Source organism: Rhodoferax sp. WC2427, assembly GCF_040822085.1.
Classification (GTDB): Bacteria; Pseudomonadota; Gammaproteobacteria; order Burkholderiales; family Burkholderiaceae_C; genus Rhodoferax_B.
Map to the genome: position 1 here is coordinate 779,657 of NZ_CP162006.1, position 15,116 is coordinate 794,772.

The window sequence follows — 15,116 nt, forward strand, 5'->3', positions numbered from 1 at the left end:
TCCATCCCATCAAGAATCTTTCGAAAAAATGGCTTCGGTCAGACGCAGTTTCAGGTGAATTTACACAAACCGCCCATTCTTCCTGAAATCCCTTTCATATCATCGGCTTAGGGTGCTTTTGCCAACTCCCCCACCAGCTCCCCCAGCCGCGCAAACGCCCGGTCCACCTCGGGCGTGAAGGGCCAGCCGCAGTTGACGCGCAGGTGGCTTTCGAAGCGGTTGGAGTTGGTAAAGATGGTGCCGGGGGCGATCACCGTGTTCTCGGCCAGGGCGGCGTGGAACAGGGCGGTGGCCGACAGGCCGTGGGGCAGCTCGATCCACAGCGACAGGCCGCCGCGCGGCACGGTGAGGCGGGTGCCGGGCGGGAAGTAGGTGGCCACGGCCTGGGCGGTCTGGGTGCGCTGGGTGGCCAGGGTGGCGCGCAGGTGGCGCAGGTAGCGGTCAAAAGCCGGCGAGGCCATGAAGCTGGCGGCGGCGCGCTGGGCCAGGCGCTCGTTGCTGCGCGAGGCGGCGAACTTGAGCATCTCCACCCGGGTCTGCCAGCGCCCGGCGCTGATCCAGCCCAGGCGCAGGCCGGGGGCCAGGCATTTGTGCAGCGACGCGCAATACACCACATGGCCGCTGTCGTCCCAGGACTTGATGGCGCGCAGGGGCTCGTCGCGCAGCACGCTGTCGTCTACCAGGGCGCTGTAGGTGTCGTCTTCCACCAGGGCGACGTCGTGCTGCTGGCACAGGCGCAGCAGGGCTTGTTTGTGGGTGCTGGGCATGATGCTGCCGGTGGGGTTTTGCAGGTAGGGGATGACCACCACGGCCTTGATGCCCGGGGTGTTGCGCAGGGCCAGTTCCACCGCGTCCACCGAGATGCCGGTGCGCGGGCTGGTGGGGATTTCCAGCGCTTTCAGGCCCAGGCTTTCCAGGGTTTGCAGCAGGCCGTAGAAGGTGGGCGACTCCACCGCGATGGTGTCGCCGGGCTGGGCCACGGCGCGCAGGGCCAGGTTCAGCGCCTCGGTGCAGCCGTTGGTGACCTGGATGTCGGCCGCCGACAGCCGCATGCCCGCCAGCAGCGCGCGCTGGGCCAGTACCTCCCGGAACTCGATGCAGCCCTGCGGCGGCGCGGCGCGCACCAGTTGCTCGGGGTCCAGGCGCAGGCTGCGCTGGGCGGCTTGCTGCAGGGCTTTGGCGGGGTAGAGCTCGGGGGCACAGCGGGCGGTGGACAGGTTGGTCTTGAAGCGCTGCATGCGCCCCAGCGCCAGAAATTCAGACACCTTGGTGTGGATGCCCACGTACTGCGCCGGGTCGGGCGCGCGCTGCATCGGTGGGTCGTTCACCGGGGCCAGTTTCGCAGTCGCCGGTGCCTGGCGCACAAAGTAGCCCGAGCGGGGCCGCGCCTCCAGCCAGCCTTCGCTCTCCAGCAGGCGGCACACCTGCATGGCGGTGGACAGGCTGACCGTGTGCTGGCGCACCACTTCGCGCAGCGACGGCATGCGGTGGCCGGGCAGCAGGCTGCCTGCGTGGATGGCGCTGCGGTAGTGCTCGGCGAGGTGCTGGTATTTGGGCTGGGTGGGCATGGACGTGGACATGGCGCATGGTGCGGCATGGCGCGCGGGCTGAACAGGTACAGACGGCGGTAAAACAGACCATAACAGATGCCAATCTTCTGCACTGTTACGGTACAGATGGGTGGGGTCTGTGGCTGTTCGGCGCGGGCTGGATTTTTTACGCTACAGGCTCTTTCACCAAAAGGTCTTGTATGTCCACCCTTGTTGCGCCAGAACCTCTGTTCACCCTGCACTTGCAAGCCGCCCAGCGGGCCTGGGAGCGCCTGCCCTGCGGGGCCGAAATTACCGTGCAGCAGGGCGCGGTGCGCCTGCATGTGATGGCCTACATGGCGGGGATGTGGGTGGAGCTGCCGGTGCTGCTGAGCGCTGGGGAGCGGCACCGGGTGGAGCTGGCGGGATGGATGCAGATGGAGGCCGTGGGCGCAGCCCAGGTCAGTGCAGTGGCACGGCCCGGTTGGGGGGTGCTGCCTTGGCTTTATTCCTGTTTTGATAGCGCCTTGTGCTTATTCCGTAAGCGTAGGGGCCAGTTTTAGCCTTTAAATATTTACCGGGCTTGCGCACGCGTCAGCAGGTAGTCCTGGTGCACGTGGTTGTCGACAAAGTAGTCGGCGGCAATGGCTTCGAACTCGGCGCGGAACTGCTGCAGCTGCGCGGGCGTGCTGGCCAGTCTGGCGACGAGTTTTTGCATCGGCCCGATGGTCTGCTCCAGAAACAGGCGGTAGTGGGGGATGCTGAGGGCGGGCAACTGCATGGCGCCGCGCGCGAAAAACGGCGGGCTGAACGCACCGCCCAGGCGCTCGGCGATGGTGGCGGGGTGGCCCCACTGCGGTGGCGGTGAGGCCCCTTCGGGCAACGGCGGCGCGTGGCGGCCAAGGAAAGCCAACATCTTGCCAACCATGTGCTCGGGTGGCCAGGTGGCAAAGGCGATACGGCCCTGGGGTGTGAGCACGCGGCGCATCTCGGCCACCACCCGGGCGGGGCGGGGGGCAAACATGTGGCCAAACTGGCTCAGCACCACGTCAAAGGATGCGTCGGGGTAGGGCAGTTGCTCGGCATCGCCCTCGGTCCAGACGATGTCTTCACAGCGGGCGATGGCGGCGTTGTCGCGCGCCTGCACCAGCAGCTCGGGCGTGAGGTCCAGCGCCGTGACCCGTGCGCCCGCGCGGGCCGCCGTGAGGGCGACGATGCCGGTGCCAGTGCCCACGTCCAGCACCGCCTCCCCCGCCTGGATGCCCGCAAACCGCACCAAGTGCGCCGCCACCGGCAGGGTGAACACGGCCATGGGTGTAAACGATGCCCAGATGGCACGCTGTTGCTGCTTCCAGTCTTCCAACGGGCCGTTTGCCATGGGGCGTTCCTAAACGCCAAATACTAGTGCGTACCGACCAAAAGACAAGCGCAACACGAGGGATTGCAGTTGCAACACAGCCACCGGCTTGCCGACACACACAAGCCGCCGCCGCTTGGGAAGATCACCCCATCGCAAAACACTGCACCAGTCTTGGTGCTACAACCCAAAGGATCCCACCATGACCCGCTCTTTCAACCGCATCGCTGCTTCCGCCCTGTTCGCCCTGGCTGCCGGTGCGTTCCTCCCCGCCCACGCTGCCACCAACGACGCCGACCTGGCCAACTCGGTCCAGTCCGCCATCAGCACCCAGCTGGGTAGCGATGCCAAGGACCTGACCGTCACCGCCAGCAACGGCACCGTGACCCTGCACGGCTGGGCCCAGGGCCCGCAAGAAGACGCCAAGGCCCGCTACATCGCCAGCACCGTGCCCGGCGTGACCAATGCCTATAGCAGCGTGCGTGTCTTCTCCAGCGACAGCAACGAATAAACACCTCTGAGGGCGTTTTAGCCCTCTTGCGCTTATCTGTAGAGCGGTGGCAGCTATTGAAAAGATAGCTTCCACCGCTTTTGGCGTTGGAACAGGTCGGTACGGCCAAGCTGCCACAATCACCCCCGTCTCCTCTCTCACCTGCTCCATGCAAATCCCTTACGAACTCCTGGTCGGCTGGCGCTACACGCGGGCGGGCCGGGCCACCCGGCGCAACGGCTTCATTAACTTCATCTCGGGTGTGTCCATGCTCGGCATTGCGCTGGGCGTGGCGGCGCTGATCATCGTGCTCAGCGTGATGAACGGCTTTCAGAAAGAGGTGCGCGACCGCATGCTGTCGGTGGTGGCGCACATTGAAATCTTCGCCCCCAATGGCGAGGCGCTGCCCGACGTGGCCAAGACCCTGGCCGAGGTCAAGCAGAACCCCGCCGTCATCGGTGCTGCACCTTTTATAGCTAGCCAAGCCCTGCTGGCGCGCGGTGAGGACATGAAAGGCACGATAGTGCGCGGCATCGACCCGGCGCACGAGGGCGAGGTCACCGACCTGGCCGTGGCCCTGCCCAAGGAAACCCTGGCCAAGCTGGTGCCTGGCCAGTTCGGCGTGGTGCTGGGCATCGACCTGGCGCGCAGCCTGGGCGTGCGCGTGGGCGACCCGGTCACACTGATTGCCCCCAGCGGCCAGGTCACCCCGGCGGGCGTGGTGCCGCGCCTGAAGCAGATGACGGTGGTGGGCACCTTCGAGTCCGGCCACTATGAATACGACTCGGCCCTGCTGATGCTGCACATGGAAGATGCCGAGCGCATCTTCCGCCTGGAAGGCCCCACCGGCATCCGCGTCAAGCTGCAAGACCTGCACCAGGCGCGCCAGGTGGCCCAGCAGCTGGCCAACAGCCTCAGCGGCAACCTGCTGATCCGCGACTGGACGCAGCAGAACAAGACCTGGTTCGCCGCGGTGGAGCTGGAAAAACGCATGATGTTCATCATCCTCACACTGATCGTCGCGGTGGCCGCGTTCAACCTGGTCAGCACCCTGGTGATGACGGTGACCGACAAGCGCGCCGACATCGCCATCCTGCGCACCCTGGGGGCCAGCCCGCGCAGCATCATGGGCATCTTCATGGTGCAGGGCGCGATGGTGGGCGTCATCGGCACGCTGGCCGGGCTGCTGCTGGGCCTGGGCATTGCCTTCAACATCGACGTGATCGTGCCCGCGCTGGAGCAGCTGTTCCATGCCAGCTTTTTGCCGCGCGAGGTGTATTTCATCAGCCGCATGCCCAGCGAGCCGCAGCAGGCCGACATCGTTCCGATCGCGGTGATCTCGCTGATCCTGGCCTTCGTGGCCACCATCTACCCCAGCTGGCACGCCAGCCGTGTCAATCCTGCTGAAGCGCTCCGTTATGAATAAGCCCGCTGATAACCCCGTTCTTCAGGCTACGGGCCTGACCAAGCGTTTTTCTGAGGGCCGCCTGGACGTGACCGTGCTCAAGGGCGTGGACCTGCAGGTGTTTGCGGGCGAAACCGTGGCCATCGTCGGCGCATCCGGCTCGGGCAAAAGCACGCTGCTGCACCTGCTGGGCGGGCTCGATGCCCCCAGCAGCGGCGCGGTGCAGCTCCATGGCCACGACATGGCCCGGTGGGACGCAGCCGAGCAGGGCCGCCAGCGCAACCAGCACCTGGGCTTTGTCTACCAGTTCCACCACCTGTTGCCCGAATTCAGCGCGCTGGACAACGTGGCCATGCCCTTGTGGATCCGCCGACTGCCGCGTGCCCAGGCGGCTCAGGAGGCCATGAAAATTCTGGCCTTGGTGGGTTTGCAGGACCGCGTGCACCACCGGCCCGCCGAACTCTCGGGCGGCGAGCGCCAGCGCGTGGCCATCGCCCGCGCCCTGGTCGCCCGGCCCGCCTGCGTGCTGGCCGACGAGCCTACCGGCAACCTGGACCGCAACACGGCCGACGGCGTGTTTGCACTGATGCTGCAACTCGCCCGCGACCAGGGCACGGCCTTTGTGCTGGTGACCCACGACGAGACTTTGGCGGCCCGCTGCGGACGCACTTTGCGCCTGAACCTGGGGCAATTCGCCGCGGCTTGAACCTGCCATCCGCTGTATAAACACCGATTTGCACCCTGGTTACGCAGGCGTACACTCGATAAATTGTGTATTTTTGTATCGGGGTCGGGGCCGACGTGAGCCTGCCGGGGCCTGTTTTCGTGCCTTGGCAACGCTACCTGGGTGAGCGTGTCACGGGATTATCGAGTTCAAGACAAAGGGCGAGTCCATGCCAGGTAAGGATAAATTCCACGCGCGGGTGATCCAGGTCCTGCGTGACAGCCGCGTGTTTGGCACGCTGGATGAGGCGGTATTGCACGATCTGGCTGGCGTGTTGGAACTGCAGGAAGTGCGCGGCGGCAGCCTGGTGCTGCAAGAGGGCGCAGCGGCCGACAGCATGTTCTTCGTCATCACCGGCCGCCTGCGGGCCTCGCGCCGCAACCGCGACGGCAGCGTCCTGCTGTACAACGAAATACGCCCCGGCGAGAGCGTGGGCGAGCTGGGCATGATCCTACGCCAGCCACGCACCGCCGACGTGACCGCCGTGCGCGACTCCACCCTGGCCGTGCTGGACCGCAGCCACTTTGAAGCCATGCTGGTGCGCCATCCGCTGGCCTTCAACCGGGTGTTCTCCCAAGCCATCTTTGACCACCTGCGCCACACAACCCAGGTGGTAGACCGGCACCAGGCCCAGACCTTTGTGGTGGTGCCGCTGCACGAAGGTGCGGGCTCGGCCGAGGTGGCGCGCGGCTTGGCCCAGGCCTTTGCCCGCAGGGGCAGGGTGCACCACATCACGCCGTCGGCCGAGCTGGAGCGCGGCTCGCAAACCTCGGAAGGTGCAGGTGGTGCCGACCGGTTCGATGCGCTGGAAGACGCGTTTGACTTTTTGGTCTATGAGGCCGATGCCACGCCCTCGTCGTGGACGCGGCGGGCCTTCCGCCAGGCCGACCAGGTGATTTTTGTGGCCAATGCGGGAGCCACGCAAGCCCAGGGTGCGCTGGAGCAGCGGCTTACCCAAGAGCCCGGTTTCGGCATGAAGCGCCAGCACCTGGTGGTGCTGTACCCCGGTTCGGCAGTGGCCCCCGACGTGACCACCGTCTGGCGCGCTGGTCGGCAGATCGAGCGGGTCTACCCCACGCGCGACCAGCATGCGGGCGACTACGCCCGGCTGGCACGCTACCTGACCGGCCGCGCCGTGGGCGTGGTGCTGGGCGGCGGCGGGGCGCGCGGCTTTGCCCACCTGGGCGTGCTGCGGGCCATGCAGGAGGCGAATATTCCGGTTGATCTGGTGGGTGGCAACAGCATGGGCGCGCTGATCGGGGCGCAATTTGCCTGCGGCCTGCCACTGAACCAGATCCGTGACCAGACCCGCAAGTTTGCCGAGGGCGGCGAGTGGCCGACCTTGCCGCTGGTGTCCATCGTCTCGGGCGGACGTGTCAAGCGCGACCTGCGCGCCATGTTTGGCGATACCCAGATCGATGCCCTGTGGACCCCGTACTTTGCCGCCGCCTGCAACCTCACCAAAGGCGGCACCACGGTGCAGGAAACCGGCCCCCTGTGGCGCGCCGTGCTGGCCAGCAATTCGCCCGCAGGCCTGTTCCCCCCGGTGCTGGTGGATGGCAATTTGCTGGTGGACGGGGCAATTCTGGAAAACGTGCCGGTGGACGCGATGCGCATGCGCCTGGGCGTGGCGCTGGAAAAGCGCCGCGGCAACGGCACCATCGTGGCCATCGACGTGGACGTGCAGGTCGAGATGGGCGTGGACCCGGCGCTGGAGCGGTTGTCGGTGCGCCACACCCTCAAAGGCATGGTGTCGCGCAAGCCCCGCAGCACGCCGGGCATCGCTGAAATTCTGTACCGTGCCGGGCACATCGGCGGCCTGCACCAGCGTGCGGCCACCATTGCCCAGGCCGACCAGTACCTGGAGCCGCCGGTGGCCGGTTTTTCACTGATGGCCTACAACCGGGCCGACGAAATTATCGAAGTGGGCTACCGCCATGCGATGGAGACAATCGAAAAATGGACGCTGTAAAGCCGGTAGAGCGTCGCCACGAGGACCTGACGCTGTCCCTGAGCCAGCGCGAAGTCTGGCTGGACCAGCGCACCTGGGCGGGCAGTGCGCACCTGAATATTGGCGGTGGGGCGTTTTTGATCGGGCCGCTGGACTTGCCCCGCTTCCAGGAAGCCCTGGCCCAGCTGGTGGCCGAGAGCGATGCCCTGCGCCTGGCCCCGCTGGCCGATGGCAGCCAGACCCTGCTGTCGCACAGCGCCCTGAACCTGGAACTGGTGGACCTGTCAACCGAGGCCGACCCCAAAGAGGCCATGCGCATCTGGTGGCAGCAGCGCATGACCGTGCCCTTTGTGCTGGACGGCACGCCACCCTGGCGCTTTGCCCTGCTGCGCGCCAGCAATGTGCTGCACGGGTTGACCATCCAGTTCCACCATTTGGTGATGGACGGCTGGGGTACTTCGCAGGTGATGCGGCGCTGGAGCGAGCTGTACAACGCGCTGGAGGCGGGCGAGGCCCCGGCGCTGCGCAGCGATCCGGGCTACAAGAAGTTCATTGAAGAGTCTGCCCTGTACCACCAGTCGCCCGCGTTCGAGCGCGATGCCGCCTACTGGCGCGGGCAGATGCCGGTGCTGCCCCCGGCCCTGATCGAGCGCCGCTACGCCAGCACCCGCCAGCACGAACTGCCCGCGGCCCACATGGGGGTGCAACGCATTCCCCGGGCCGGTTACGACCGGCTGCGCCAGGTGGCGACCGAGCGCGGCTCCAGCGCCTTCAACTTCTTTCTGGCGGCCCTGATTCTGTATTTTGGACGCGTCAGCAACCGCCAGGAGGTGGTGGTGGGCGTACCCAGCCTGAACCGGGGCGGGCGGCGTTTCACCGATACGCTGGGTATGTTTGTGGGCGTGATACCGGTGGCGGTGCAGATGACCCCCGACATGACCCTGGGCGGACTGCTGGCGGCGGTGGGCAGCGCCATGCGGGCCGCGCTGCGCCATCCACGCTATCCCTTGAGCGAGCTGGGCCGTACGCTGGAGGTGGCACGCAACCGCCGCGACGGCCTGTTTGACGTGCTGCTGTCGTTCGAGCGGCAGGACTACGCGGTGTCGTTTGGCACCGCCGAACTGGTCGAGTCGCGCCAGCTGTTTTCGGGCCGGGCCCGGTTTCCGCTGGGCGTGACGGTGTGCGAGTTCCATGCCGAAGACGACGTGGAGCTGGCACTGGAAGCCAGCGCTGCCTGCTTTGCCGAGGGCGAGGTGGAGCTGCTGGGGCGGCGCGTGTGGCATCTGGTGGAAGCCACCATGGGGCCGCCGGAGACCTTGCTCGACAGCATTGCGCTGGTACCGCCCGAAGAGCACTGGATGCTGATCGACGGCCTGCACAAGGACGTGGCCGCGATGGCCGTGGTCCAGCCGTTTGTGGTCCAGTTCGCGCACCACGCCGGTTTGCGCCCCGAGTCCAACGCCCTGGTGTGGAACGAAGGCGCGATGGACTACGCCACGCTGGACGCGGTGTCCACCCACCTGGCCTGGCGGCTGCTGGCGCTGGGCGCGGGCAAGGACCAGATCATCGCCCTGGTGATGGACCGCTCGCCCGACTGGGTGGTGGCCATGCTGGCCATTGCCAAGGCCGGAGCGGCGTTTTTGCCGCTCGACCCCGAGGCCCCGCTGGCCCGGCTGGCCACCATTCTGGAAGAGGCCGGTGCCATCGCGGTACTGATCCAGCCGCACACCCAGGAGCGGCTGGGCAGCCTGCACGCCCGTACCCTGCAGGTGGACTGGACCGAGGCCCAGGCCGAGGTGGCCCGGCCCGGCCTGCAGCGCCTGACCACCCAGCCCGCCGCGGACGATCTGGCCTACGTGCTGTTCACCTCGGGCTCCACCGGGCGGCCCAAGGGCGTGATGATCGAGCACGGCACGCTGGCCCGCCGCCTGGGCTGGCTGTCGCGGGCCTACGCGGTGGAATGGCACGACCGCTCGGCCCAGGCCACCCAGGTCACCTTCGACCCCTCGCTGATCGAGCTGCTGCTGCCCCTGGTGCACGGTGCCAGCGTGGCCCTGCCACCGCCGGGCCGCTTGCTGCCCGAGTCGCTGGCCGACTTTGCGGTGCGTCACCGGGTCACCATCATGGCCTTTGTGCCCAGCACCCTGAGCCGGTTTCTGGACTCTGCCGGGCACCGCCCGGACCTGAAGCTGCGCGTGGCCTGCTGCGGTGGAGAGGTGCTGTCGCCCGAGCTGGCGCAGCGCTTTTTGAAGGAAACCGGGGGCCGCCTGTACAACGTCTATGGCCCCACCGAAACCGCCATCTTTGCCACCGCCTGGGAATGCGAAAACCACCGCACCGACACCGCCCTGCCGATTGGCCGCCCCATCGACGACACCCGCATCTACGTGCTGGACCCGGCGCTGCGCCCCATGCCGATGGGCGTGCCGGGCGAGATCTATATCGGCGGCGAGGCGATTGCGCGCGGTTACCTGAACCGCCCCGAGCTGGACGCGCAGGTGTTCCTGCCCGACCCGTTCTGGCCTGGCCACCGCATGTACCGCACCGGCGACCGGGGCTGGCTGGGCAGTGACGGCAACCTGCACTTTCTGGGCCGGCTGGACCGGCAGGTCAAGCTGCGCGGCTACCGCATCGAGCTGGGCGAAATCGAGTCGGCGCTGTCGGCCATCGAAGGCGTGCTGCAGGCGGCGGCCAAGCTGATCGAGCGCAAGGGCAAGCCACAGATCCATGCCTGGGTGGCGGTTGCGGGCAGTGCCACCGGCAACCCCTCGGCGGAGAGCCTGCAGGCAGTGTTGCGCATGCGCCTGCCCGACTACATGGTGCCCAGCGGCATCAGCATCTTGCCGGGCCTGCCTGCCAGCGTGGCGGGCAAGACCGACTACGACGCCTTGCCCGATCCCAGCGCGGCCACCACCTTTACCCAGGCCCGCCAGGCCAACCGCCGCTACGAGGCGGAGCTGCTGGCGCTGTGGGAAGACGTGCTGGACACGCGGCCCATCACGGTATTTGACAACTTCTTCGACCTGGGCGGTGACTCGCTGGCCGCCGTCACCATGCTGACCAGCATCGAGAAGCTGGTGGGCCGCAAGGTGCCCATGTACCTGATCACCGAGCACCCCACCATCGAAAGCCTGGCGGTTGCCCTGTCTGACAAAAGCACTGGCCCCAGCGTGATGCTCAACCTGGGGGCCGACACCGGGCGGGTGCCGTTGTACCTGGCCGCCTCGGGCCATGGCGACCTGCTGCGCTTCCAGAACCTGGCGCGCGCACTGGGCAACGCCTGCGATGTGCACATGCTGCAACCCCCGTTCACCGAGCCGATCGGCTGCATCGACGACCTGGCCACGCTGTACGCCGATGCCATCCAGGCCCACGGCAAGCGGCCCGGTTTTCTGGCCGGGTTCTCGGTGGGGGGCATTGCGGCGCTGGAGGCCATCCGCTTGCTGCAGCAGCGGGGTTTTCCGGTGCGCGGGCTGTTCCTGATCGACACCACCTACCCGGCATCGCGCCTGGGCGGTACGGCGTTTTGGCGGTTTTCGGGCTGGCTGGTGAAGCGTTTCCGCATCCAGGAACTGAGCCTGAACGGCCGCCGCATGGGGGCCATGTTCAACGACCCCGGCCTGGTCAGCCAGGTGATGGCCCTCAAGGGCTACCGCCCCACGGGCTATGACGGGCCCACGCTGCTGCTCAAGTCGTCCGGACTGGCCAGCTGGAGCCGTTGGCTGTTCCGGCCCTGGGGGCGGCTGATGCCCAAGCACCTGTACGAGCACCAGATCCGGGGGCTGCACGGTTCGATCTTCGAGCCCGGCAACGTGACCGAGCTGGCCGTGGTGATGGCCGAGCGCATGGACAAGGCCGCACCCTGATGTCCTCCATGCGCTGGCGCATATTCGGCCTGGTGTTGGTGGCGGTGGCCCTGGTGGGGCTGGCGGTGGCCTGGAGCGCCTCGCCGCTGCGGCAGTGGCTGGATGCCGACCGCATTGTCACCACGCTGCGGGCGTTGGGCGCCTCGTTCGGGCCGGTGGCGGCGGTGCTGGGCTTTGCGCTGGCCAGCATCCTGGTGGTGCCGCTGGGCTTTCTGACCCTGGTGGCCCTGGTGGCCTTTGGCCCCTGGCTGGGCATGGCCACCACCTTTGCCGGGGCCCTGCTGGGGGCCATGGCCAGTTATGGCCTGGGGCATCTGCTGGGCAACCCGGTGCTGCAAAAGTGGGGCGGCGAGCGGGTCAATACCGTCAGCCGCCGCCTGGCGGAGCGCGGCTTGCTGGCCGTGGTGGCGGTGCGCATGGTGCCCATTGCGCCGTTTGCCATCGTCAACATGGTCGCCGGGGCTTCGCACATCCGCCTGCGCGACATGGTGCTGGGCACCGCGTTGGGCATGGCCCCGGGCACGGTGGTCATGGCGTTTTTTGTGGACCAGATCGTGGCTGCTTTCCGCCACCCCGGCCCGTTGGCGGTGGCTATTGTGCTGGGTTTGCTGGCCCTGGTCGCCGTGGGAGGCTGGGCCGCGCGGAAGTATTTGCGGTAAGCGCATTTCCGGCGCCCTTGCGCGCCTTGGCCGAAAATCCGGCGGTCCACGCAGAGCCGGTCCGCATCCGGTGGCTGGCCTGCGCAGGCGGCGTTTGCTGTGCGGCACCGTGCCCATCCCCTTGAAAACCATGGACGCCAGCAGGCTGGGGTGTAATGCCCACTGCGGCGCGCCAATTTGAGGCGGCATTTAGTTATTCATAATCCATTCACAGGCTGTTATTTTTTGTTTATTTTGTATTGTTTTTGTATTTGTAATAAGTGAATATTTTATTTAAAAAAATATAACATATTAATAATATATGACACCGTATCCATGAAGCATCCGCGCACATCCCGCACACCCAAAATCATCCGCCATGGCCTGCGCAAGGCCTTTGCCTTTTTGCCCCGGCCCATTCGCTTTTCCATTTACCGCTCGTTTGTCGATTGCGATCCGAACCCGGATGCGCGGCTGGAGCTGAAAATCGCCGAAACCCAAGAGGAACTGGAAGCCTGCTTCAAGCTGCTGCACGACGCCTATGTGGGCAGCGGCTTCATGCAGCCTGACCCGTCCGGGCTGCGGGCCACCGTCTACCACGCACTGCCCACCACGACCACGCTGTGTGCCAAGTTCGACGGCGAAGTGGTGGGCACCATCTCGCTGATCCGCCAGAGCAGCTTTGGTTTCCCCATGCAGACGGTGTTTGACCTCAGCGAGATCCACGCCGAGAAAGGCAAGATCGCCGAAATATCGGCCCTGGCGGTGCACCCCCGGTTCCGCAAGAGTGGCGGCTCCATCCTGTTCCCGCTGATGAAGTTCATGTACCAGTACAGCACCACCTTCTTCGACACCTACCACCTGGTGATCGCGGTGAACCCTGACCGGATCGAGATGTACGAGTCGCTGCTGTTCTTCAAGCGGCTGCAAAAAAACACGGTGCAGAACTACGACTTTGCCAACGGCGCACCGGCGGTGGGGGCCACTTTGAATTTGCTCCAGGCGCCCAAAATATTCAAGAAAATATACGGGGGCAAGCCGAAACGCAAAAACCTGTATTTTTATTTTGTCAAAACCAAACTGAAAAACATTGTCTTGCCGACGCGCCGGTACTTCACCACCAACGACCCGGTGATGACCCCCGAGATGCTGGACTACTTCTTCAACCAGCGCACCCAGGTGTTTGCCCATTTGTCCGAGCGCGAAAAGCTGCTGCTGTCTTCCATCTACAACCGGCCCGACTACCAGTCCGTGTTGCCGCCAGTGGCCGCGACGGCCGCATCCCTGCAAGAGATCCGCCAGCACAAGCGCTATTCGCTCAAGTGCCGTGGGGCGCTGACCGTGGGCGACCGCACCGTGGCGCTGCAGTTGGTCGAGTTGTCTGACGATGGCTTCCAGGCGCATGCCAAAAGCGACGTGCCGCTGAACCTCTGGTCGAGCGTGCAAATCCAGTTAGGCACTGCCGAAGCATCGACGCTGCAGGTCATGGCCGTGCGCGGCGAGCCCGCGGGTCCCTACCATTACTACGGTTTCAAACTGGCCGAGCCAGACTTGGCCTGGCGCAAGTTCGTGTCGGCACTGCAGTCGGGCATTACCGCGAAGGACTTGGACAACGCCACGTTGTTTCTGCACGGCCATTACGACTTTGACACCACCACGGTGCCCGACGATCTGGCGCGGCCCGAGTTTGAAGACACCCGGCCTGCGCTTTGAGCCTGTTGACCCCTGCCGACGGGTACAGTCGGTCCCCATGTGGATCGACACGCACTGCCATCTGGATGCCCCAGAATTTAAAGAAAATCATGCCTTGGCGCTTACGCTGCGGGCGCAAGCAGCTACTGAAAATGTAGCGCTGTGCGTATTGCAGGGGGTGATGGCCGCCAACTTCGATACCGTGCGCCTGCTGGCCCACCAGACGGGCGATGCCTACGCGCTGGGCATCCACCCGCTGTTCGTGGGCCGCGCCCAGGATGGCGACCTGGACCTGCTGGATGCCGCCCTGGCCACGCACCGCGGCGACCCGCGCCTGGTGGCGGTGGGCGAGATCGGGCTGGATTACTTTGTGCCCGCGCTGCAAACCCCGCAGATGCTGGAGCGCCAGCAGTTTTTCTACCGCGCCCAACTCAAGCTGGCCAAAAAGCACGGCCTGCCGGTGGTCCTGCACGTGCGCCGCAGCGCCGACCACGTGCTGAAACACCTGCGCGCCGTGGCCGGGCCGGGCGGGCGCTGGTTGGGCATTGCCCACGCCTTCAACGGGAGCCCGCAACAGGCGCAGGCCTGCATCGACATCGGACTGAAGCTGGGCTTTGGCGGCGCCATGACCTTCGAGGCCGCGAACCAGCTGCGCCGCCTGGCCGCCAGCCTGCCGCTCGATGCCCTGGTGCTGGAGACCGACGCACCCGACATCCCACCCCAGTGGCTCTACAGCACCGCCGCCCAGCGCGCCGCAGGCCAGCCGCAGGGCATCAACTCGCCGCGGGAACTGCCGCGCATCGGGGCGGTGCTGGCCGGGTTGCGGGGGGTGGATGTGGCTACCATTGAAGCCGCCACCACCGCCAACGCGCTGGCCGCCTTGCCGCGCCTGCAAGCGCTGCTGCCATGACCCGGCTGGTCGGCCTGCCGCCGCTGGTGTGTGCCGATACCCGGCTGCTGGTGTTGGGCAGCTTTCCGGGCGCGGCCTCGCTGGCGGCGCAGCAGTACTATGGCCATCCGCAAAACCAGTTTTGGCGCATTTTGCAAGCCATTTATGCCCCTGGCGCTACTCCCATCAGCACAAGCAGCTATGAAAACCGTAGCGCGTGGATGCTGGCGCACGGCGTGGGCCTGTGGGACGTGTACGCCAGCTGCGAGCGCCAGGGCAGCCTGGACAGCCAGATCCGCAACGCCGAGGTCAACGATTTTGCTGCCCTGCGCCAGCGTTGCCCGCAGTTGCGGGCCGTCGCGCACAATGGGGCCGAGAGTTTTCGCCACACCGCCCGGCTGGAACACCTGGGTCTGCCCACGGTGCGCCTGCCATCCACCAGCCCGGCGAATGCCAGCTGGAGCTTCGAGCGCAAGCTGGCGGCCTGGCGGGAGGTTTTCACGGCTTACGCAGCGCCGGATTGAAGGGCCTGTGGCCCGCCTATCCGGCGCTGCGTAAGCCTTTGTTTGACTAAT

12 protein-coding genes are annotated in these 15,116 nt (G+C 66.1%); 10 read left to right on the forward strand and 2 right to left on the reverse strand.

The features are described from left to right. Positions 1-107 precede the first annotated feature (107 nt). Entirely contained in the window at positions 108-1,580 is a 1,473-nt protein-coding gene (locus AB3G31_RS03730; protein ID WP_367848877.1) for a PLP-dependent aminotransferase family protein, read from the reverse strand. Between the two features lie 170 nt (positions 1,581-1,750). On the opposite strand from AB3G31_RS03730, the gene AB3G31_RS03735 reads away from it, so the two are divergent. Continuing rightward, entirely contained in the window at positions 1,751-2,092 is a 342-nt protein-coding gene (locus AB3G31_RS03735; protein ID WP_367848878.1) for a hypothetical protein, read from the forward strand. 11 nt (positions 2,093-2,103) lie between these two features. Here the strand turns inward: AB3G31_RS03735 and AB3G31_RS03740 are convergent, their stop codons facing one another. Continuing rightward, positions 2,104-2,907 (reverse strand): class I SAM-dependent methyltransferase, encoded by an 804-nt coding sequence (locus AB3G31_RS03740; protein ID WP_367848879.1) that lies wholly within the window; start codon positions 2,905-2,907, stop codon positions 2,104-2,106. Between the two features lie 181 nt (positions 2,908-3,088). On the opposite strand from AB3G31_RS03740, the gene AB3G31_RS03745 reads away from it, so the two are divergent. The 9 genes from AB3G31_RS03745 to AB3G31_RS03785 all read left to right on the forward strand — a co-directional run bounded on the left by AB3G31_RS03745 (position 3,089) and on the right by AB3G31_RS03785 (position 15,065). Continuing rightward, the gene (locus AB3G31_RS03745; protein ID WP_367848880.1) at positions 3,089-3,397 is read left to right on the forward strand and encodes a BON domain-containing protein; all 309 of its coding nucleotides are present in this window, start codon (positions 3,089-3,091) and stop codon (positions 3,395-3,397) included. Positions 3,398-3,545: 148 nt separating this feature from the next. Further along, positions 3,546-4,802, forward strand: coding sequence for a lipoprotein-releasing ABC transporter permease subunit (locus AB3G31_RS03750; protein WP_367848881.1), 1,257 nt, complete (start codon positions 3,546-3,548; stop codon positions 4,800-4,802). Next, a complete protein-coding gene (lolD, locus tag AB3G31_RS03755; RefSeq protein ID WP_367848882.1) occupies positions 4,795-5,487 on the forward strand; it encodes a lipoprotein-releasing ABC transporter ATP-binding protein LolD in 693 nt (230 codons plus the stop codon). The genes AB3G31_RS03750 and lolD overlap by 8 nt, the downstream gene beginning before the upstream one ends. 187 nt (positions 5,488-5,674) lie before the next feature. After that, positions 5,675-7,477, forward strand: a complete 1,803-nt coding sequence (locus tag AB3G31_RS03760; RefSeq protein WP_367848883.1) for a cyclic nucleotide-binding and patatin-like phospholipase domain-containing protein — start codon at positions 5,675-5,677, stop codon at positions 7,475-7,477. Further along, on the forward strand, positions 7,465-11,322 hold the full coding sequence (locus AB3G31_RS03765; RefSeq protein WP_367848884.1) for an amino acid adenylation domain-containing protein: 3,858 nt from the start codon (positions 7,465-7,467) through the stop codon (positions 11,320-11,322). Before AB3G31_RS03760 ends, AB3G31_RS03765 begins: the two co-directional genes overlap by 13 nt. Positions 11,323-11,330: 8 nt before the next feature. Further along, on the forward strand, positions 11,331-11,981 hold the full coding sequence (locus tag AB3G31_RS03770) for a TVP38/TMEM64 family protein (RefSeq protein WP_367848885.1): 651 nt from the start codon (positions 11,331-11,333) through the stop codon (positions 11,979-11,981). A gap of 315 nt (positions 11,982-12,296) precedes the next feature. Beyond that, positions 12,297-13,673, forward strand: a complete 1,377-nt coding sequence (locus AB3G31_RS03775) for a GNAT family N-acetyltransferase (RefSeq protein WP_367848886.1) — start codon at positions 12,297-12,299, stop codon at positions 13,671-13,673. Positions 13,674-13,710: 37 nt separating this feature from the next. Further along, positions 13,711-14,562, forward strand: coding sequence for a TatD family hydrolase (locus AB3G31_RS03780; RefSeq protein WP_367848887.1), 852 nt, complete (start codon positions 13,711-13,713; stop codon positions 14,560-14,562). Continuing rightward, a complete protein-coding gene (locus tag AB3G31_RS03785) occupies positions 14,559-15,065 on the forward strand; it encodes a DNA-deoxyinosine glycosylase (RefSeq protein WP_367848888.1) in 507 nt (168 codons plus the stop codon). Before AB3G31_RS03780 ends, AB3G31_RS03785 begins: the two co-directional genes overlap by 4 nt. The last annotated feature ends 51 nt before the right edge of the window (positions 15,066-15,116 follow it).

Bases quoted from the DNA above. Each gene is read 5' to 3' on its own strand.
- AB3G31_RS03730 (WP_367848877.1), bottom strand. From the start codon at position 1,580: ATGTCCACGTCCATGCCCACCCAGCCCAAATACCAGCACCTCGCCGAG.
- AB3G31_RS03735 (WP_367848878.1), top strand. From the start codon at position 1,751: ATGTCCACCCTTGTTGCGCCAGAACCTCTGTTCACCCTGCACTTGCAA.
- AB3G31_RS03740 (WP_367848879.1), bottom strand. From the start codon at position 2,907: ATGGCAAACGGCCCGTTGGAAGACTGGAAGCAGCAACAGCGTGCCATC.
- AB3G31_RS03745 (WP_367848880.1), top strand. From the start codon at position 3,089: ATGACCCGCTCTTTCAACCGCATCGCTGCTTCCGCCCTGTTCGCCCTG.
- AB3G31_RS03750 (WP_367848881.1), top strand. From the start codon at position 3,546: ATGCAAATCCCTTACGAACTCCTGGTCGGCTGGCGCTACACGCGGGCG.
- lolD (WP_367848882.1), top strand. From the start codon at position 4,795: ATGAATAAGCCCGCTGATAACCCCGTTCTTCAGGCTACGGGCCTGACC.
- AB3G31_RS03760 (WP_367848883.1), top strand. From the start codon at position 5,675: ATGCCAGGTAAGGATAAATTCCACGCGCGGGTGATCCAGGTCCTGCGT.
- AB3G31_RS03765 (WP_367848884.1), top strand. From the start codon at position 7,465: ATGGACGCTGTAAAGCCGGTAGAGCGTCGCCACGAGGACCTGACGCTG.
- AB3G31_RS03770 (WP_367848885.1), top strand. From the start codon at position 11,331: ATGCGCTGGCGCATATTCGGCCTGGTGTTGGTGGCGGTGGCCCTGGTG.
- AB3G31_RS03775 (WP_367848886.1), top strand. From the start codon at position 12,297: ATGAAGCATCCGCGCACATCCCGCACACCCAAAATCATCCGCCATGGC.
- AB3G31_RS03780 (WP_367848887.1), top strand. From the start codon at position 13,711: ATGTGGATCGACACGCACTGCCATCTGGATGCCCCAGAATTTAAAGAA.
- AB3G31_RS03785 (WP_367848888.1), top strand. From the start codon at position 14,559: ATGACCCGGCTGGTCGGCCTGCCGCCGCTGGTGTGTGCCGATACCCGG.